The 17,970-nt window shown below is 33.8% G+C and carries 21 protein-coding genes; 13 read left to right on the top strand and 8 right to left on the bottom strand.

What is annotated here, in order from left to right; genetic code table 11:
* Positions 1-759: 759 nt before the first annotated feature.
* Together GTR01_RS15595 and GTR01_RS15600 are read left to right on the top strand one after the other, a co-directional pair.
* A complete protein-coding gene (locus GTR01_RS15595; RefSeq protein ID WP_160138725.1) occupies positions 760-1,089 on the top strand; it encodes a hypothetical protein in 330 nt (109 codons plus the stop codon).
* A gap of 169 nt (positions 1,090-1,258) precedes the next feature.
* Positions 1,259-2,077, top strand: a complete 819-nt coding sequence (locus GTR01_RS15600) for a GLPGLI family protein (protein ID WP_160138726.1) — start codon at positions 1,259-1,261, stop codon at positions 2,075-2,077.
* Between the two features lie 136 nt (positions 2,078-2,213).
* Here GTR01_RS15600 and GTR01_RS15605 read toward each other — a convergent pair whose 3' ends face one another.
* The 4 genes from GTR01_RS15605 to GTR01_RS15615 form a co-directional block, all read right to left on the bottom strand.
* Entirely contained in the window at positions 2,214-3,341 is a 1,128-nt protein-coding gene (locus GTR01_RS15605; RefSeq protein WP_160138727.1) for an agmatine/peptidylarginine deiminase, read from the bottom strand.
* A 70-nt stretch (positions 3,342-3,411) separates the two neighbouring features.
* On the bottom strand, positions 3,412-4,236 hold the full coding sequence (locus tag GTR01_RS15610; RefSeq protein WP_160138728.1) for a GyrI-like domain-containing protein: 825 nt from the start codon (positions 4,234-4,236) through the stop codon (positions 3,412-3,414).
* A gap of 169 nt (positions 4,237-4,405) precedes the next feature.
* The gene (locus tag GTR01_RS24900) at positions 4,406-4,552 is read right to left on the bottom strand and encodes a bacteriocin-like protein (protein WP_410492602.1); all 147 of its coding nucleotides are present in this window, start codon (positions 4,550-4,552) and stop codon (positions 4,406-4,408) included.
* Positions 4,553-4,577: 25 nt separating this feature from the next.
* A complete protein-coding gene (locus GTR01_RS15615) occupies positions 4,578-4,721 on the bottom strand; it encodes a bacteriocin-like protein (protein WP_160138729.1) in 144 nt (47 codons plus the stop codon).
* Positions 4,722-5,067: 346 nt separating this feature from the next.
* On the opposite strand from GTR01_RS15615, the gene GTR01_RS15620 reads away from it, so the two are divergent.
* From GTR01_RS15620 to GTR01_RS15640, 5 genes are all read left to right on the top strand, one after another.
* On the top strand, positions 5,068-6,222 hold the full coding sequence (locus tag GTR01_RS15620; protein ID WP_160138730.1) for a helix-turn-helix domain-containing protein: 1,155 nt from the start codon (positions 5,068-5,070) through the stop codon (positions 6,220-6,222).
* 142 nt (positions 6,223-6,364) lie between these two features.
* Entirely contained in the window at positions 6,365-7,423 is a 1,059-nt protein-coding gene (locus GTR01_RS15625; RefSeq protein ID WP_160138731.1) for a serine hydrolase domain-containing protein, read from the top strand.
* Positions 7,424-7,689: 266 nt separating this feature from the next.
* A complete protein-coding gene (gene argH / locus GTR01_RS15630; protein ID WP_160138732.1) occupies positions 7,690-9,282 on the top strand; it encodes an argininosuccinate lyase in 1,593 nt (530 codons plus the stop codon).
* 167 nt (positions 9,283-9,449) lie between these two features.
* On the top strand, positions 9,450-9,740 hold the full coding sequence (locus tag GTR01_RS15635) for a DUF1272 domain-containing protein (RefSeq protein ID WP_160138733.1): 291 nt from the start codon (positions 9,450-9,452) through the stop codon (positions 9,738-9,740).
* A gap of 58 nt (positions 9,741-9,798) precedes the next feature.
* On the top strand, positions 9,799-10,404 hold the full coding sequence (locus GTR01_RS15640) for a hypothetical protein (protein WP_160138734.1): 606 nt from the start codon (positions 9,799-9,801) through the stop codon (positions 10,402-10,404).
* 66 nt (positions 10,405-10,470) lie between these two features.
* On the opposite strand, the gene GTR01_RS15645 is transcribed toward GTR01_RS15640, so the two are convergent.
* The gene (locus GTR01_RS15645; RefSeq protein WP_160138735.1) at positions 10,471-10,842 is read right to left on the bottom strand and encodes a VOC family protein; all 372 of its coding nucleotides are present in this window, start codon (positions 10,840-10,842) and stop codon (positions 10,471-10,473) included.
* Positions 10,843-11,174: 332 nt separating this feature from the next.
* Between GTR01_RS15645 and GTR01_RS15650 the strand changes: the two genes are divergently transcribed.
* Together GTR01_RS15650 and GTR01_RS15655 are read left to right on the top strand one after the other, a co-directional pair.
* Entirely contained in the window at positions 11,175-11,639 is a 465-nt protein-coding gene (locus GTR01_RS15650) for an HAD domain-containing protein (protein ID WP_160138736.1), read from the top strand.
* Between the two features lie 30 nt (positions 11,640-11,669).
* Positions 11,670-11,918 (top strand): hypothetical protein, encoded by a 249-nt coding sequence (locus GTR01_RS15655; protein ID WP_160138737.1) that lies wholly within the window; start codon positions 11,670-11,672, stop codon positions 11,916-11,918.
* A 74-nt stretch (positions 11,919-11,992) separates the two neighbouring features.
* Here the strand turns inward: GTR01_RS15655 and GTR01_RS15660 are convergent, their stop codons facing one another.
* From GTR01_RS15660 to holA, 3 genes are all read right to left on the bottom strand, one after another.
* Positions 11,993-12,370, bottom strand: a complete 378-nt coding sequence (locus GTR01_RS15660) for a VOC family protein (protein WP_160138738.1) — start codon at positions 12,368-12,370, stop codon at positions 11,993-11,995.
* A gap of 255 nt (positions 12,371-12,625) precedes the next feature.
* Positions 12,626-13,567, bottom strand: a complete 942-nt coding sequence (gene trxB / locus GTR01_RS15665) for a thioredoxin-disulfide reductase (RefSeq protein WP_160138739.1) — start codon at positions 13,565-13,567, stop codon at positions 12,626-12,628.
* Positions 13,568-13,844: 277 nt separating this feature from the next.
* On the bottom strand, positions 13,845-14,882 hold the full coding sequence (gene holA / locus GTR01_RS15670; protein WP_160138740.1) for a DNA polymerase III subunit delta: 1,038 nt from the start codon (positions 14,880-14,882) through the stop codon (positions 13,845-13,847).
* Positions 14,883-14,889: 7 nt separating this feature from the next.
* Between holA and GTR01_RS15675 the strand changes: the two genes are divergently transcribed.
* The 4 genes from GTR01_RS15675 to GTR01_RS15690 all read left to right on the top strand — a co-directional run bounded on the left by GTR01_RS15675 (position 14,890) and on the right by GTR01_RS15690 (position 17,813).
* Entirely contained in the window at positions 14,890-15,321 is a 432-nt protein-coding gene (locus GTR01_RS15675; RefSeq protein ID WP_160138741.1) for a type I restriction enzyme HsdR N-terminal domain-containing protein, read from the top strand.
* 32 nt (positions 15,322-15,353) lie between these two features.
* The gene (locus GTR01_RS15680) at positions 15,354-15,968 is read left to right on the top strand and encodes an HAD family hydrolase (RefSeq protein WP_160138742.1); all 615 of its coding nucleotides are present in this window, start codon (positions 15,354-15,356) and stop codon (positions 15,966-15,968) included.
* A gap of 72 nt (positions 15,969-16,040) precedes the next feature.
* Entirely contained in the window at positions 16,041-16,997 is a 957-nt protein-coding gene (locus GTR01_RS24905; RefSeq protein WP_160138743.1) for a thrombospondin type 3 repeat-containing protein, read from the top strand.
* A 72-nt stretch (positions 16,998-17,069) separates the two neighbouring features.
* Positions 17,070-17,813 (top strand): dienelactone hydrolase family protein, encoded by a 744-nt coding sequence (locus GTR01_RS15690; protein ID WP_160138744.1) that lies wholly within the window; start codon positions 17,070-17,072, stop codon positions 17,811-17,813.
* Positions 17,814-17,970: the final 157 nt, after the last annotated feature.

A 17,970-nucleotide genomic window follows, 5' to 3' on the forward strand; every position in this document is an offset into this window, starting at 1 on the left:
GTTAAGATTTTGTAGCATGATCCATAAGATATTGGAGTTGTGGCAAATTCGTGGCACTTTTGAAAAGTAAATTTTAAATCATTTGATTTTCAATCACTTAAAACATTAGGTTCGAATCCCTCACTCTCCGCAGAAACAAAAAAACCTACTGAATACCAGTAGTTTTTTTTATTAGACTTTCTGATCCCACATTCATTATTATTCCTTCTTAAAAAATTATCGGTTAGCATCTTCAAACACTTAATAAGTTTGTACTGATGATAGTAACTTCTTATCTAAGTACCCTATTTAATAAATTTTCAAGGATAAAACAGACTTCTATAACTTTCGAAAATCACAAATCCAAAATATTTAAACTTTCCAGACAAATAGATATAAGTTCAATCTCAAAAAGCAAGAAAATTTACCAAAAACGAGACAACTAGAGGGCTTTTAGCTCATCCTGGTAATTAAACCAATTATAAAAAACTGGTTTAATCATCAAAATAAGGCTTCTATTCCAGCCAAAATCAAAGTTTTCATTAATTTATTTAAAAAAAATATTTCAACAATTAATCCATAAAAAGTGAAATAATTAAACTCAAATCTTAGACTTTAATAATTAATAAACTTTAAATAAGTAATTGTATTAAAATATTAAATTAACAAAAATGACATTAGTTTTTTTTCGATATTTTCATTTTTTATTTGTCTACTAAATTAGTAGATTTGTCCCGTTATCGATAACAACATATACCATTAATTTATTTTTTAATAACTATGAAAAAATTATTATTTGTAGCAGTTTTATTAACTGGTACAACACTAGGATTTGCTAACACTTTAGCTTCTGACATTATAAATACAAAATCGAATAGTCTGAAAAGTGAGAAAACAGTAAAATCTCAGACTAAAAAAGCCGTCCTTTCAAAGAATAAAAGTAAAACAAATGCAAAAGCTAAGGCAGCATGGTTTAGTGACTGTAGAACAGTAAAGGTGACTTGTACATCTGCATATACTTGCCAAGACTGGTCGGAGAATCAATGGAATAGCTGGGGGTCCAGTATTCAAACCAATTACTGTATGTATGACAGCCCATACACGCCTTAATTGTTTCACTAAACTGAATATAAAGAATAAAAACCTGATTAATTAGATTAATCTAAAAAAGAAATCGTTCAAAAATAATTTGTATTGCTTTTGAAAATAATTTGTTTCATTACAATTAAAAAGAAGTACATACAAAGATTTTTTGAACGTTTCTTGTAAATGAAAAATTATGAATTTTATAAAAAAACAAACTTTAACTATTATATTTTTATTCATTTTCTCAATTTCGTTCTCTCAAACAGCTGTAAGCGATTCTTTAAGAGGCGAATTCTCCTACTTACTTCAGTACAAGCCTAATAATCTAAACCCAGATTATATTATAAAAGAGCTATATTCATTACAAATAGCCGATAAACGTTCTTTTTTCAGTAGTGAAAATAAATTAAAATTTGACTCCGCTTTTTCAGCAGAATATAATAAAAAAAGTAATGTTATTGATTTAAGTAGTATTCCTACTTCGAGATCTAACTTTTTAATTATCCAAACAAATGAAAATTCGCAATTTTATGAATCAATAGGAATGACTCTACTATACTACAACAACCCCATAATTCATAACTGGAAGCTAATTAATGAAACAAAAATAATTAACTCTATTAACTGTAAAAAGGCAGAAGTAAATTATAAAGGTAGAGACTGGATCGCCTGGTACTCAACTGAAATTCCTTTTCCTTATGGCCCATACAAGTTCAGTGGCCTTCCAGGATTAATTGTAAAAATAACTGATAAAACAGGTGATTATGATTATGAATTAGTAAAAGCAGTATCCAGCTCTAAACTAAGAGGTAAGACCATTACAATAAATAAAGCACGATACCAGGGAGCTAAATTGGTCACACAAAAAGAATTATCGGAAGCCAGAACAAATTTTAGAGCAAATGCCAAACGAGAGTTAGAAAGCATGGGAACTGTATTTTCACAGGATCACACAAGACCCAAAATAAGTGAAGCAGAGAAAAAAGGGCACAATCCTATTGAATTAGAATAATGAAAATTTATTTTTTGTTTATTTTAAGCATAGAAAACAGTAAAAAAAGTAATCATATTAAAATTCACTTTCCGCTGAAACAACAAAAAAACCTACTAAATACCAGTAGGTTTTTTTGTTTTTATTATAAAGTAATTTATTTTGGTTGCTGTTGCGTTACACAATGCACCATTCCACCATTGGCAAACAGGTTACGACAGTCAATTCCAATCACTTTTTTATCGGGATATAATTGTTGTATAATGCGGTTAGCAACGCTATCATTAGGATCATTATAATTAGGCACCAAAACACGGTTATTCGCAATATAATAATTAATATAAGATGCTTTACCTACATTTTTTCCATAGGTGGTTATCACATCATACTTTGTTAAAGGAACTTTCACAAACTGGTAAGGAGAACCATTTTTTTGTGTTGCACCGTAAAGCTTACCCATATCACTGCTTGGAACCTGCCAGTAATCCAGATCATTCGTATCCATGGTGATAATAGTAGTAGAATTCGCAAATCTGGCAAATCCGTCAATATGCATATCTGTGATATCAAGATTGGCTTTTCCGTCCAGCCAGATAAATTTTGTAATTCCTAAATTTTTAGTAAAAATAGCTTCTGCCTGCTGCTGGGTCATTCCAGGATTTCTGTTCTCATTAAGGATAGAGCTTTTACAAGCCATTAACACCCCATTTCCATCAATTTCAACACTTCCTCCTTCATTGATCATTACAGAATTAAGATCTATTTTTGGGACTCCACTATCGGCTGCAATTTTGGAAGGAATGGTATTACAGTTACCATACTGGGCTTTATTTCCCCATCCGTTAAATCCCCAGTCCTGAATAAACAGCTTGCCATTTTTATCCTTCACATAGATAGGCCCATTATCTCTTACCCAGACATCATTGGTTGGATGTAGTTTAAAATCGATATTGGTGAGTGATACTCCGGCATTGCTTAACAACCCCATAATTCGATTTTTTTCCGTAGCGTCATAAACAACAATATGCACTTTTTCACTTTCTACAAGCGCTTTAGCCATTGCCACCCAGGTAGGATCCAACCGGTTCTGATAGGCAATACCATATTGATATTTGTGAGGCCACTGAAGCCAGGTTCCTTCGTGTGGGGCTGATTCCTCAGGCATTTTGTAAACAACAGAAGCTGGGTCAGGCGTACCTGAAGTGGAAGGAGCTGTTATCTCATCCTGAGAACAGGAAAACATGATAACAGGTAACAATAAGAACATGATTTTCTTTTTTTGCATAGGTGATATATTTTTTGATAAGGTAAAATTAGATCGATACATAGCGTCAAAGTTGTCCAAAATTGACAATCTATTTCAATGGCAGTAAAATATAAGTCAATTGTTCCTCCTGATCCTCAATATCCTCTGAGTACCTTTCATATTTTTCTATGATAGGACTATGTGAAAACTCAAGTCCGGAATTAAAAATCCATCGGGAATAAATTTTGGTATAAGTATCATCTATTGTTTCATAGGTTCCGGAATGAATAAAACGTGCATATTTACCTCCCAATATAGGCTTGGAGGGCAATTTTTTATTCTGAGCCTGAATGGTTGAACAGGCATCATACCGGCAGTTTATTTCAGTCTTAATTAAAGGTTCATCTGCTATGACTCCAAAATATTCTGGATTGGAATTGGGAAATTCATTATGCATAAAATTGTCCCAAAGCCATTCAATTTCTTCATTATTGTAATAGGTTTGAATACTCTGATAATACACCTGTACCGGTTTAAGGTATACAATTTCGGGTTCCAACAAGATATCAGAGGTTATCGGAATCAGATCCGGTTCACAAAGTAACTGTTGCTTACTTAGTTTCGCTTCTTTAGGAGATATCCCAAAATGCTGCTTAAAAGCTTTTGAAAAAGAAGCTATAGAAGAAAACCCTACTTCCACCCCAATAGACGTAAGGCTTTCCTGAGTATAGAGTATTCGTTTATAAGCATTCTCCACCTTCAGTCTTTGCTGAAAAGCACCTATTGTTTCCCCACAGCTGTATTTAAAGATACGCTGAATATTTCTGTAAGAGTAATTCGAAACTTCTTCCAAATCTTTTACAGAAATCTGCTGATCATAATTTCTTTCAATGAAATTGATGACTTTATAAATACAGTTCAGGTTGTCTTCCATAAACAATGGCATTTTGAGAGGTAATTGGTCTGAAATAAATTGCAAATAAAGGAAATAAAATAGAGTTAAGATAGCATAAAGAAAACAAGCAATATCTTCTCTTTCATTACAAAAAGCCTTAAATCAATGAATTTAAGGCTTTATTTACTTTGATACACAAGCTAAACTACTAGCTCAATATTTCACAGGGTGCTACACAATAAACCCAAGGGCATCTTTTTATTCCCGGAGGTGGGCAGCATAGTTCCGAACAGCTTACCGCTCCTCCATGGATGCTCTTCAGCTGATCTCTTGAAATTTTTTTACAATTTTTCATAGTCAAGTTGGGCTGTGTTTACAAGTTAAGGCTGGTTTCCACCGCCACATCCATCGTATGGCATACATTGCCACTTTCCGCCGATCAAACATATTTGACCACCAGGGCAGTTGATACCTCCTTTAATTGATTTCATTTCCTGTCTTTGGATTTTTTGTAAATTTTTCATAATATTTAGATTTAATGAAGCTCTAAATTAACAAATTTTCATCAACATAAATAAATTATTTTTACAACATTTGTATAAACTTTAAATTATTAATGAATTTTAGAATAATTTTCAACTGCATTAAATTCTTATCTCCGGAACTTTATGAGCTCAAAAAATTGAACCTGTAAGTCCCTATTTTGGATCAATTTCAAAATGTAAGAGATTTTTACATTACTGAGGATGAAAAAGAAAGCTATTTTCACTTCATAAGTCCGAATATATATTCTACTTAATTAATTCATTAAAATAATTATATTTACGAAAAATATAACCAGAATTCAAATGCTAAACAAAAGAATAGTGAATGGATAAAATGAATATGTTAAGTATTGTAACGATGATATCGTTATTCATTTCATTTTTTCTTGCATTTTTTTTACTTACTGTTAAAACAAACAACAAGATCAGCAATCGTCTTTTTGCTGCCTTTCTCATCATTACCGCAATAGATATCTGTGAGCCATTATTGAGTTCCATTTCTGATATCCCTTCCAATCTGGGAATGCTGAGATATACAATTGCATTTTTACAAATTCCGGTTTTTTATCTGTATGTACTATCGGTTTCCTACTCTGATTTTAAGCTTACACCAAAATATCTCATTCATTTACTCCCGTTTTTAATTGTAAATGTCATTTTACTGCCTCGATTTTACAGTGTAGATACTGCTTCTAAAATTGATTTCATCACGAATCGACAGAATATGATAGAACTGCAGATCAATCATATTCTTTTTCACCTTCAAATCATTGTTTATTTTACTGCCGTATTTCTCCAGTTGAAGAAGACAAAAAATTTGTATTTGGAAAATTATGCCGGTACGAATATCAATTCCTATAAATGGCTATTTCAGTTTACTATAGTATTAACCATCTTATATTCGATTGCTCTTTTAAAGAATATCTTCAAATTTTCTGACTACCCCAATGCTTCCGAATGGATCAAGATTGGAATATTGGTACTTCAGCTTTTCATCGTTTGCTGGTATTTATACAAAGCATTGAATCATCCTGATCTCTTCAGAAATGTAGATTCAAAATTAAAGCTTGTTTCAACTATTATTTCTGAGGAAAAGAATGATGAGCCTGAAATTCCGGATGAAAATAAAAACAATGAAGATATAGTGAAACTGAAGAAATTCATGACGGAAGAAAAACCGTTTCTTGATCCTTCTTTAACCATACAGGATATTGCCAAAGAGATGAATGTTCCGGTTCGTGATCTTTCCGTTCTGATCAATCATCAATTAGGACAACATTTCTATGATTTTGTAAATATTTATCGTATTGAATATGCTAAAGAAATTCTAAAAGACCCTACAAAAAATAAGGTAACTATTCTTGAAATTCTGTATGAAGCAGGTTTTAATTCAAAATCTTCTTTTAATACTGCCTTTAAAAAACATACGGGAAACACTCCTACCGAATATCGTAAATTACTAAAATACAACAGCTTGTAATTACCCGTACGTCTATTTCCCATCACTCGAACCTATTTTCTCAGGATAAATGAGCCCGAATACGTTTATTCGGTCGCTTAGGTTTAAGCGGTTCCACATCTTTGTATCGAAATAATTTTTTAACATTAAAAACAACGATACAATGAAAACTTCATTCACCTTTTTCGCAGTGCTATTATTAATCAGCAGCTTTTCTTTTGGACAAGATATTACCAAGAAAATAGATTCAATTATCAAGGACAATTATCAAAAAAATCCGGATGTATCCATTAGTGTCGGATTCGTCAAAAACAATGAAACATATTATACAGCTTATGGTAATTTGAGTAAAGAAAGCCAGACTAAAGTTGATAGAAATACGATATTCGAAATTGCTTCTATTACCAAAATTCTGACTTCCAATTTAATTGCACAGGCAGCCATTGAAAAAAAACTAAAAGTAGATGATTATATCGACAGCTATCTGCCTAAGGGATATGTTTTACAACAAAATCTGAAAAACAAAATAAAAATTTCAGATTTAGCTTCTCATCAATCAGGTTTACCAGACATCGATTTTGCAAAGCTGATAGAACTTAATCCACAACAACCTGTGAGCAATGTTACCGAAAAGACATTGACAGAAATCATCAATAATTGTAGTGAGCTTATCGACTACGGAAAATACCGATATTCTACCATTGGCTATACTCTACTGGGACAAATATTGGAAAAGATTTATGGTAAAAGTTATGATGAGATTTTGAGAAATAAAATATTGAATCCCGTGAAAATGAATGAGACTTTGACCAAAAATTTCGATGTAAAAAACAAAACAACGGGTTACAATCCTCAAGGTGGCGCTCAGGAATTCTTCAAATGGAATGTGACAGCATCAGCCGGACTGGTAAAGTCTAATGCTTCTGATATGGTTAAATATTTAAAAGCTGTTTTAAGCAAAGGAAATCCAATATCCGAAGCAGCATTGTTGACCGAAAAAATCTATTACAAGGATGAAAAAAGAGAAATGGGACTAGGATTTAACATCAGTACAGACGACCAAAATACCATCTATTTAAAATCCGGTGATTCTATGGGACAATCTTCCATCATTTGCTATAACAGAGCTAAAAACTGGGGAATCATCATTCTTTTAAATCAAAGGAACTCAAAAATGAGACAGAATTTATTGAATGAAATCTACGAAAAGGTTTTAAAATAATTTACAAAAGTCAGATAGGAAAACGACAAAAAACATTTAGGATTGATCCTGAAAATCATGCTTTACCGCATTCATTTTCAGGATCTTTTTTTCATTAAACAATAAAGTATCTTAGCTGTTATCAACCCCAAGAACAATGAAGTCTTTATATAAGGCATGAACAAAAATTTATAATTAAAAATGGATTTTTTCAAATAGTTCCAAATAAGTTTTTATTTTTGCAACTCAATTGCATTAACAAAATACCTATTAAAATTTTCCTTATCATGAAATACAAATTGGCACTTGCCATACTTGCTTCCGCGGCAGCTTTAAACCTTCAGGGGCAATTTTTATCCCAGAACATAAGCAAAGAAACGCACCCCAAAACAAAAGATAATACTTCCCTCAAAGATGCCAGTCGAATTGGATTAACATCAGGAGCAAAAGCTGCAGAATTCCAGGAACTCTATGATTATGAGAATAAAGATCAAAGTTTAGCCGATGCCATGTTTCCTTATCAACCATCAGTTCATCGCGCCTATGTTATTATGCTTAGAGAACAGAATATAATAAGTAAGAACGAGGCTTCTAAAATTCTTGCAGGACTGAGCACTGTAGATTCTTTAGCAGAAAAAGATGCCTCATTACATGTGTATATGCCCTACGAAGCAGCTCTTATTAAGCAAATTGGAAGTGTGGGTGGAAAAATGCATATAGGCAGAAGTCGTAATGACTTAGATAACACGACCAACAGAATGTTTTTGAGGGATAAATTACTACAGATCATTGAATCCTTGATTTATTTTCGGGAAACATTAGCTGCAAAAGCTTCTGAAAATCTAGAAACAGTTATGGTTGCCTATACTCACCGAAAAGAAGCACAACCTATTACATTAGCTCATTATCTGATGGCATTAGACGAATCCTTCTCCAAATCTCTTGCCCGTTATATTGAACTTTATGCCAGAATCAACCAATCTCCTTTGGGATCAGGAGCTACTGGAGGTACAGGATGGCCTCTGAACAGACAACGTGTGTCAGAATTGTTGGGGTTTGAAGGTCTGGTTACCAATACTATTGAAGGCGTTGCCGGCTGGGACCATATTGCAGAATTTGCCTCCGACAATGCGATCTATTTAAGTGGAGTAAGCCGATTAGCTTCAGAAATACAGCTATGGAGCAGCGATGAATATAAGATGGCAGAACTGGATAATTCTTTTGCTGGAATCAGCAGTATGATGCCTCAAAAGAAAAACCCGGATGCCCTGGAACGAAGCCGAAAAGCTTCCAATCTTAGTATTGGCCAGCTAATGTCTATCCTTAGTTCATTAAACGCTATTGAATACCAACATTCCGGAACAAGATATCCTTTGGATCCAAAACCTTTGGAAGCTGTACTGGCGGCTACCCACGCTATGACTGGTGTTATACGTACACTCCACCCCAACAAAGAAGTGATGCTAAGGTATGCTAAAGAAAATTTTTCTACGATGACAGACTTAGCTGATATGCTTGTAAAAGATTATCATATAGATTTTAGAGATGCCCATGAAGTGGTTGCTATTATTGTAAAAGACGCGCTCTCTAAAAAGCTGACAGCTGACAAAATCACAGTTAGTATGGTCAAAGAAGCTGTACACAAGCAACTGGGCTTAATGATTCAACTTAATGACAAACAACTTCAATCAGCTATTGATCCTTTACAAAGTATTACCCGTAAAACAGGAGAAGGGATGCCTTCCCCTTTATCAGTCAGTAAAATGATTAATAGCAGCAAGAGTGATATCATCAAAAGAAAAGAATGGCTCAATGCTCAAAAAGAGCACCTGCATCAATGTGCCGTTAATCTGTCCATGCTTACCAGTACCATACAATAATATTTATTGAAACAATATATCAGAACCTACTATTTTCAGTAGGTTTTGTTTTTCAGGAATATACAACAGTACCAGCAAGAGAAAATGAATAAATTACAAGGAAGAACATTGTATGTATCAAATTTAAATTAACTTCGTATCACCAATAATCAGAACAATAATCTACTATGTTAGAGATCAGAACCAGTTGCGAAAATTGCCAGAAACCTTTACCTTACGACTCTTCCGAAGCCATGATATGCACATTTGAATGCACATTTTGCAAAGATTGTGTTGACCAGATTTTCAAGAATGTCTGCCCGAACTGTGGCGGCGGATTAGAAAAACGGCCTATCAGACCCAAAAGTCTTCTTACAAAATACCCCGTGAGTGCTGAAGTGGTCTACAAACCGATTAATGAAGCTGAGTTCAAAATAAAACAAGAGCGATTAATAAATGTTCCTTTAGGAGAACGATAAAAATCAAATCATTCACAGTACTGAAGTATTCACTAAGCCAAATTATTATTCATAAAGTATGAAAAAATCATCACTGTATATTGTTTTACTTTCTATTTTGACAACAGTTAATGTATATGCGCAAACTGCTGACAAAAACAATTACACCGCTCAGGTACAAAGCGAAGAAGGAGATCTAAATAATGATACCTATAATGACAAAGTTGTTGTAGAAATGGATATAAAGGATAAAACGAGACCATTAAGACTCCAAATATTCCTTTCACAGCCTAATAAAAAATTGCAACTGGCAGTATCTTCCACCAAAATTATGGAAAGCCAATATCCAGCCAATAAAAAAGGAAACCATAACGGAAATAACATTCCGGACTTCATCATTGAAGATGGTAACTTAAAAATGTTAACGGATATCAACGGCCGCAAGAGCAGCTATGAATTCAGATTGAAACAAAATAATTTTGAACTGATTAAAATCTCACACGTATCCTGGGATGGAAAAAACACTACCTCTGAATCCGATATTGATTTATTAGCACAAACTCAGGTAGATTTTCAGCGAGACTTAGGCTCTGCTAAAGTTTCAAACAAAAAAACAAAAAAGATCAAAGTAAATACATTACCAAAAATCCAGGATTTAAGTTTTGCTGATCTGGAACGATATTAAATATCCATGACTTTCTTTTAACAAAATAAAAACCTACTGCAATCAGTAGGTTTTTACCTATATATCTTATGATGGAGTTTGCTGTACATTAAACACCGTACCCGCCGGATCTGTGATCCAATGCATATTTTCCGGAAGCTCTTCAAGCTCATCACAGGTTTCCACTCCGTTTGATTGCAGATATTTTGTAGCTTCTTCAACATCAGGAACGGTTAGCTGCAGCCAGGTTTCAGAGTGTGTATAATTATCTACACAATCCAGCCAGATGATAGCATGTCCAAACTTCACTTCATGGGTTCGGGAAACAGTGGGATTATCAATCGGCTTCTCCTCCACCGGTAACTTTAAAATATCTCTGTAAAAAGCAACAGTCTTATCATATTTACTTTTTGGAATCTTAATAGCAATGTTAATTCCAGCTTCAAATTGAGGTGTCATATCTGATAGTTTTTCAATGGGTTTCATAAAGCTATTAAAATGAGTCTTCGGAAGGGTTGTCTTATGGCAAGATTCAACCACACAAATCAAAACAAAGAAATTAATCATAAGATCTTAGAGATAAAGATTGTTACAATTAAACAGTATTTGCTAATCTAAAAAGAAACAATCATAAATAACTCTGACTATTAGACAGTTCTATTTATTTTTACTAAAAATTAGTAGAATTGATAACTAATGAAAATGAACTATCAAATGAGCACAATTATGAAGAATCTAAATTTCATCAATAATCAGATGAATTTTTAAAAGATTTCGATAGAGACTAAATAATGAAAGTATTTTTAGATATAGATGGCGTAATGGTTCATGCTAATCCTCATAGAACAGTAGAATTAGAGGATGATGGATTTTACAGATTTTCCTACAAGGCAATATCTGCTATTAATTCTATTGAAAATGCCGAAATTATTCTATCAACATCTCACAGGCATAGATTTACAATTCATAATTGGGAAAAAATATTTGAGAAACGGGGGATTCATTTTATTTCTATTTCTATTTCTATCATTGAAACCGAAAACTCACATAAAATTTCAAGACGAGAAGAAATTGAAAAATGGATAGAATTTAAGCATTATAATGTTAATGAAATTACCATTATTGATGATGACAAGTCTTTAAATAGCTTCCCAAAACATCTCAAAGATAGAGTTGTGTTAACTAGTCCCTATAGGGGATTAGATAATGATAATGATAATGAAATTAAAAAAATATTAGAAAAAGGAGCTTGTTAAATAGATTCTTTCCGGCTGAGTGAAAGATTGATGGTTACTTTGGGCATTAAGAAAGAAGGTCTTCAGCCTATCGAAAAGAAAAGTGAATTTAATCCGGCTATTACCAGCAAGTTTTATAAGGCAAGTGTAAACTCTGTTTCCAATGCGTTTGCAAAGGTTGAGAAACCTAATGTGTTTTTTGTGGATGAATTAATCTATGAAGGTAAAACCAGTATCAATTGGCTTGGAAAGAAACTTGGGTTTAATTTAAAAGAAAAGAAGATCTATATTTTAGATTAAATGCTCTTCAATAGCAATACAATAAAAAACGGCCTTTTTGAAGGCCGCTTTTATTTTTATATTCAATAGTTGATCTACTCTCCTGCCGGTTCAAATAACTCAATTTTATTGCCTTCAGGATCCATAATATGAACAAATTTACCATATTCATAGGTTGCAATTTCATCCAAGATAGTAACTCCTTCCTTTTTTAACTCTTCTACCAATGCCTCGATATTCTCCACATGATAATTGATCATAAAATCCTTTTCCGAAGGTTCAAAATATTGGGTAGATTCCTTAAACGGGCTCCATAATGTATATCCTTTTTTCTCTGATTCTGCTTCTCTCCAATCGAATTTTGCTCCGTATGGACTGGTTTCTACTCCAAGGTGAGTTTTATACCAATCATTCACTTGTTCCGGATCTTTACATTTAAAGAAGATTCCTCCAATTGCTGTTACTTTTTTCATGCCTTTTATTTTAAGCGTTATATTGTTTTGAAATTTCACAAATATATCAATGTTTCATTATACATTTATCAAATCAAACAAAGTTTTCCTATACTTTTATGGTTGAAAAATCGCATGGGTGCAAATAATATAAAATAACATGTTGTAAGGCATAAAGATTCTATCTCCGATAAAATTGTACACTGATATACTTTTCATGGAAACCAAAAAAGCGCACCCATTGGGTACGCTTTGTATCATTAAATGCTAAATTTATTAGTGTAATTCAGCTAAATATTTTTCTGCATCCATAGCAGCCATACATCCGCTTCCCGCAGCTGTAATAGCTTGTCTGTAGATATGATCCTGAACATCACCTGCAGCAAAAACTCCAGGAAGATTGGTTCTTGAAGATCCTTTTTCAGTTACAATATAACCGTTTTCATCAAGATCTACCTGACCTACGAAGATATCCGTATTAGGTTTGTGACCAATGGCAATGAAGATTCCTTCCACATCTACAGTAGAAGTTTCCTGAGTCTGGTTATTGATAATTACCGCTCTTTCTACTAAGCTATTTTCACCTTCAATACCAATCAGTTCGTGGTGAAATTTCACTTCAATATTCGGAGTACTTTCTACTCTGTGAACCATTGCTTTTGAAGCTCTGAAAACATCTTTTCTAACCAATAATGTAACTTTTCTACATAGCTTAGCAAGATAAGTAGCTTCTTCAGCAGCAGTATCTCCTGCCCCTACTACCACTACATCTTTTCCTCTGTAGAAAAATCCGTCACAAGTAGCACAAGCGGAAACTCCACCGCCAGCATATTTCTTCTCATCATCAAGACCTAAGTATTTTGCTGTAGCTCCTGTAGAGATGATTACCGATTTGGCTAAAATCTCTTTGTTTCCAGCATATAATTTGTGAACACCGCCTACTTCTTTTGAAAATTCAGCTTTAGTGATCATTTCGTAATGTACTTTAGTTTCAAATCTTTCCGCCTGTTTTTGCAGATCCATCATCATTTCAGGGCCTGTAATCCCTGCTGGATATCCTGGAAAGTTATCAACCTCGGTAGTTGTAGTTAATTGTCCGCCCGGCTCCAAACCTGTATATAATTCAGGTTTTAAGTCTGCTCTTGCTGCATAAATAGCAGCTGTGAAACCAGAAGGCCCAGATCCAACGATCACACAATCTAAAATGTTTTGCTCCATAATTTACTTGTTCGAAAAGGATTTAATTAAATTAAGACCGCTAATTTCGTAATTTTTGTCGTCTTTTTAAAGTTATTTTAATGATAGTTGTCAATAAGAGATATGCGGATTGTCAATGAAAGTGCGGGATGCAAGTTTCGAGATATCAGATGATGCTGTGTAACAGGTGTTCTGAAGTTCACAACTTATTGTTGAGACCTATTCCCAACCTATTTGTTGAGACCTATTCCCTGTCTCTCATCTCTCCGTCTATTATCTATTAGTCTATCTCTCTACTCTATACCTTCATTTTAATTTTGTCTACATTAATGATTTTATACACCAATTCCTTAATGAGTTCAGCTTCGCCCATATTCACAGCACCAAGACCTTTTCCTTTCATATCAAATTCTCTTAAGATAGAAATCACTCTTGTAGCATGTTTCAAAGGATATAACCTTGCACTTTCTGCATAATCTTTGACGAAATAAGGATTTACCCCCATCTGTGAGGCTATCGTTTGTGGTGACTGCCCTGCCATCGTCTGATAAATGATTACATTAGAAAAATAATTGTAAAGACTTGCCAGCATCATCACAAAAGGATTATTCTTAGGATTCTTACCCATAAAATGAGCAATCTTAAAAGCTGTATTGGCATTTTTTGTTCCCAAGGCCTTTTGAAGCTCAAAAATATTATATTCTTTACTGATCCCGATATGGTTTTCAACGATCGTTCCATCTAAAACCTCTCCTTCTTTAAGGATAATTTTCAGTTTATTCAGTTCATTGGCAATTCTTGAAAGGTCATTTCCAAGATATTCTGCTAAAAGATGAGAAATATTGGGAGCTGTCTTGATTTTAAGCTTTACACATTCATCAGAGATCCATTTGGGAAGGTTGTTTTCCTTTACTGATTCACTAAGAAAAAGAGCATTGGCCTTATCCAGAGCTTTAGCAGCCTTTTTTCTGCTGTCCAGTTTCTTATGTTTGTGGGCAAAAACCAATACCGTAGAAGGTACGGGATTTTCAACATAAGCTTCCAGAATTCTGTTTTCCTCTTCATTGAGCTTCAGATCCTGAGCTTCTTTTACGATAATTACCTGCTTATCACCCATCATTGGGAACTGCCTTGCCAAAGAAAGTACCTCCTGATAAGAAGTATCTTTTCCGTAGGTAACGGTTTGATTAAAGGCCTTTTCATCCTCTTCCAAAAAGTTATGTTCAAGGGCTTTTACGGCAACATCAATAAAGTAGGCTTCTTCTCCGTGGAAAAAATAAATAGGTAAAACTTCTTTATTTTTAATATTTTTGAGGATTAAATCTAATTCTTTCATCTTACTAATGGAACTTCCAAAACTGAATTTTCAGGAAACTTTTGATTTTAAATTCAAGAAAGACAAAGATAAGTTTTTTATTTATGATTTGGTTCGCAAAACTTATCTTCTACTCACTCCTGAGGAATGGGTAAGACAACATTGGATACATTATTATCTTAATGTAAAGTCCTACTCTACCTCTGCTTTAATTACCGAAAAAAAGATTGTTTTAAATGGTCTCACCAAAAGAATCGATCTGTTAGTCACCGAAAAAACAGAACCTGTTATCCTGATTGAATGTAAAGCTCCCCAAATTAAACTCACGGAAAAAACATTTGAACAGACGGCCAGATACAACTCTATTATCGGAGCTAAGGAAATTATTTTAACAAATGGTCTTCAGCACATTAATGCTTATTATGAAAATGAGCAATATATATTTTATAGACCAGATTAAAGCTTAAACAAAAAAAGCAGCAAATATTCAGTATGAAAATTAAAAATATAATATTCGATTTCGGAGGTGTTTTAATGGATTGGAATCCAAGATATTTCTTTAAAGATTATTTCAATGATGATGAAAAAATGGAATACTTTCTGAAAAATATTGCCCAGGACGAATGGAATATTGAACAAGACAGAGGAAGAAGTCTTTCAGAGGGCACAGAAATACAGATAAAGAAATTTCCGGAATGGGAAAAAGAAATCAGAGCCTATTACGATAATTGGACGGTAATGCTGAAAAGTGATATCCCTCAAAATGTTGATATTTTAAGGAAACTAAAGAACACAGACTACCATTTATTTGGACTCACCAACTGGTCAGCTGAAACTTTTCCTTACGCCTTGGAAAATTATGATTTCTTCCAGCTTTTTGATGGAAAAATTGTGGTTTCCGGAACAGAAAAACTGATTAAGCCTGATCCTAAAATCTGGCAGGTTTTATTGGAAAGGTATAATATCCAGGCAAATGAATCAGTTTTCATTGATGATAACCTAAAGAATATTGAAATGGCACAATCACTGGGATTCAAAACCATTCATATCCTGCCGGATACGGATCTGAAGCAAGAGCTAGCTCATCTGGGTATCGAAATCCAGTAATTTTATTATAAATATAAAAAAAATCCTCAGTTAAGTTATTTTCATTAATTTGGCTGAGGATTTTTTATAAATATGAGAAATTTTTTATTCTTATTACTATTTGTATGTACTTTCTTTCATGCCCAGACCATTGAAGACAAGGAAGCATTCCAAAAATGCCGAAAAGAATTCAACAAAAAAAATTGTCTTGCAGATGAAGACCATGATAATATCCCGTTTTACCTTGACAAATGCCCTACAGAAACTGGTGCAGCAGAAAACTACGGTTGCCCGTGGCCTGACACTGATAAGGACGGCATAGTAGATAAAGACGACCAATGTCCCGAAGTAGCCGGCCCAACTGAAAATTCCGGCTGCCCATGGCCTGACTATGATAATGATGGTATCTTGGATAAAGATGATGCCTGCCCCACAATACCCGGATTACCTGAAAATAGTGGCTGTCCCCGTCCTACTCAACAAGATTGCGGGAAGTTTCAAAAACAACAACAAATAAAATATGAGCAATTTCAGGAAGAACATCAAAACATTGAAGCCATATATAGCCTTCTCAATAAAAAAATCCTGGAAGATGTTCTTGCCACTCATAAAAAAGAGGTACTAAGTCATAATTTTGGGATCAGTATCGGATATATAAAGTTCACTTCCATCTGCGGAACTGGCTGTTATGATCCCTATCCTATGAACATTAAAAACTTTTTGATTTCAAAATTCTGGAATAAAGATATCTTCCAATACATTTTAAAAAAGTACAACAAGGAAATCCTTATCAGAAGAATAATCTTTGATGACTCTACGAATACTGAACTGGAAAGCTTAATGGGTAAGGACACTTTTCAGTACCTTCTTCAGTATTACGATAAAGAAAGCGACAATATCATCATTCCATCCAAAAACAAAATAAGACCTAAGGATTATATTCAAATATATATACAATTTATAACCCCCTTTAAAATCGAAATTCTGAATTCTGCTCTTCCAAAAACCTATGAATATAAAAACGGCCAGTGGAAATCCCTTAAAGAATAAAACTATACCCCATTATTTTTCATTAATTTAGATCTCTAATCATTTTTTAACCTCAGCAAAAAACAAAATAATATGATACGTTCAATCTTACTCACTGCATCAATTATTGCTTCAGGAACTCTTTTAAGTCAAAACCTTAAAACAGTTTCTTATAAAGACGGCTCACAAAAACTGAATGGTTTAGTCACGTCCAATGCAGGACAGAAACTTCCCGGAGTCCTTATTCTTCCCGCCTGGAAAGGAATTGATGAGGAAGCCAAAACAGCAGCTCTTAAACTTGAAAAACAAGGTTATATTGCCTTCATTGCAGATATTTATGGAGAAGGGAAAATCCCTGTCAACAATGAAGAAGCAGCCAAAAGCTCTGGCTATTACAAACAAAATTATAAAGAATATCAGAACAGAATTGCCCTGGCTTTAGAACAACTGAAAAGAGGCGGAGCCATTGCTGATAAAATTGCAGTGATCGGCTATTGCTTCGGAGGAACAGGTGCTCTTGAGTCTGCCAGAGGAAATCTTCCTGTAGCAGGTGTGGTTTCTATTCATGGAAGTCTGGGAAGAGATCAGAGCAGAAAAAATGAAAAATTAAATGCTAAAATTCTGGTGGAAAATCCTGCCGATGACAAAAGTGTAAGCCCTGATGACTACAATAACCTCATCAAGGAAATGAATGACGGAAATGCAGACTGGCAAATCATTACTTATGCTCATTCCAAGCATACATTCACAGATCCCAAATCACCGGATTATAACGAAACGATGGCAAAGAGAGCCTGGAGCCATACGCTGTTGTTTTTAAAAGAAATTCTTAGATAGTATACAGTCTAAAAAAGAGTCCTTACCACAAAAAAGCTATCTCATTTTTGAGATAGCTTTCATTTATTTTTGTGTTGTATTACAACCAATATTCTTTTGAAGGATCTTTCAGTTTAGTTTTTGCTTTAGCACCACACTCATTGCAGATCCATTCATC

It is taken from the genome of Chryseobacterium sp. c4a, assembly GCF_009900745.1.
In the GTDB taxonomy this organism is placed as follows: Bacteria; Bacteroidota; Bacteroidia; order Flavobacteriales; family Weeksellaceae; genus Chryseobacterium.

What these genes read in the sequence shown, in the direction of transcription:
- trxB (WP_160138739.1), bottom strand. Translation starts at nt 13,567, where the DNA reads ATGGAGCAAAACATTTTAGATTGTGTGATCGTTGGATCTGGGCCTTCT.
- GTR01_RS15675 (WP_160138741.1), top strand. Translation starts at nt 14,890, where the DNA reads ATGGAACTTCCAAAACTGAATTTTCAGGAAACTTTTGATTTTAAATTC.
- GTR01_RS15615 (WP_160138729.1), bottom strand. Translation starts at nt 4,721, where the DNA reads ATGAAAAATTTACAAAAAATCCAAAGACAGGAAATGAAATCAATTAAA.
- argH (WP_160138732.1), top strand. Translation starts at nt 7,690, where the DNA reads ATGAAATACAAATTGGCACTTGCCATACTTGCTTCCGCGGCAGCTTTA.
- holA (WP_160138740.1), bottom strand. Translation starts at nt 14,882, where the DNA reads ATGAAAGAATTAGATTTAATCCTCAAAAATATTAAAAATAAAGAAGTT.
- GTR01_RS15690 (WP_160138744.1), top strand. Translation starts at nt 17,070, where the DNA reads ATGATACGTTCAATCTTACTCACTGCATCAATTATTGCTTCAGGAACT.
- GTR01_RS15605 (WP_160138727.1), bottom strand. Translation starts at nt 3,341, where the DNA reads ATGCAAAAAAAGAAAATCATGTTCTTATTGTTACCTGTTATCATGTTT.
- GTR01_RS15610 (WP_160138728.1), bottom strand. Translation starts at nt 4,236, where the DNA reads ATGGAAGACAACCTGAACTGTATTTATAAAGTCATCAATTTCATTGAA.
- GTR01_RS15625 (WP_160138731.1), top strand. Translation starts at nt 6,365, where the DNA reads ATGAAAACTTCATTCACCTTTTTCGCAGTGCTATTATTAATCAGCAGC.
- GTR01_RS15680 (WP_160138742.1), top strand. Translation starts at nt 15,354, where the DNA reads ATGAAAATTAAAAATATAATATTCGATTTCGGAGGTGTTTTAATGGAT.
- GTR01_RS15650 (WP_160138736.1), top strand. Translation starts at nt 11,175, where the DNA reads ATGAAAGTATTTTTAGATATAGATGGCGTAATGGTTCATGCTAATCCT.
- GTR01_RS15645 (WP_160138735.1), bottom strand. Translation starts at nt 10,842, where the DNA reads ATGACACCTCAATTTGAAGCTGGAATTAACATTGCTATTAAGATTCCA.
- GTR01_RS15620 (WP_160138730.1), top strand. Translation starts at nt 5,068, where the DNA reads ATGGATAAAATGAATATGTTAAGTATTGTAACGATGATATCGTTATTC.
- GTR01_RS24905 (WP_160138743.1), top strand. Translation starts at nt 16,041, where the DNA reads ATGAGAAATTTTTTATTCTTATTACTATTTGTATGTACTTTCTTTCAT.
- GTR01_RS15660 (WP_160138738.1), bottom strand. Translation starts at nt 12,370, where the DNA reads ATGAAAAAAGTAACAGCAATTGGAGGAATCTTCTTTAAATGTAAAGAT.
- GTR01_RS15635 (WP_160138733.1), top strand. Translation starts at nt 9,450, where the DNA reads ATGTTAGAGATCAGAACCAGTTGCGAAAATTGCCAGAAACCTTTACCT.
- GTR01_RS15595 (WP_160138725.1), top strand. Translation starts at nt 760, where the DNA reads ATGAAAAAATTATTATTTGTAGCAGTTTTATTAACTGGTACAACACTA.
- GTR01_RS15640 (WP_160138734.1), top strand. Translation starts at nt 9,799, where the DNA reads ATGAAAAAATCATCACTGTATATTGTTTTACTTTCTATTTTGACAACA.
- GTR01_RS24900 (WP_410492602.1), bottom strand. Translation starts at nt 4,552, where the DNA reads ATGAAAAATTGTAAAAAAATTTCAAGAGATCAGCTGAAGAGCATCCAT.
- GTR01_RS15600 (WP_160138726.1), top strand. Translation starts at nt 1,259, where the DNA reads ATGAATTTTATAAAAAAACAAACTTTAACTATTATATTTTTATTCATT.
- GTR01_RS15655 (WP_160138737.1), top strand. Translation starts at nt 11,670, where the DNA reads ATGGTTACTTTGGGCATTAAGAAAGAAGGTCTTCAGCCTATCGAAAAG.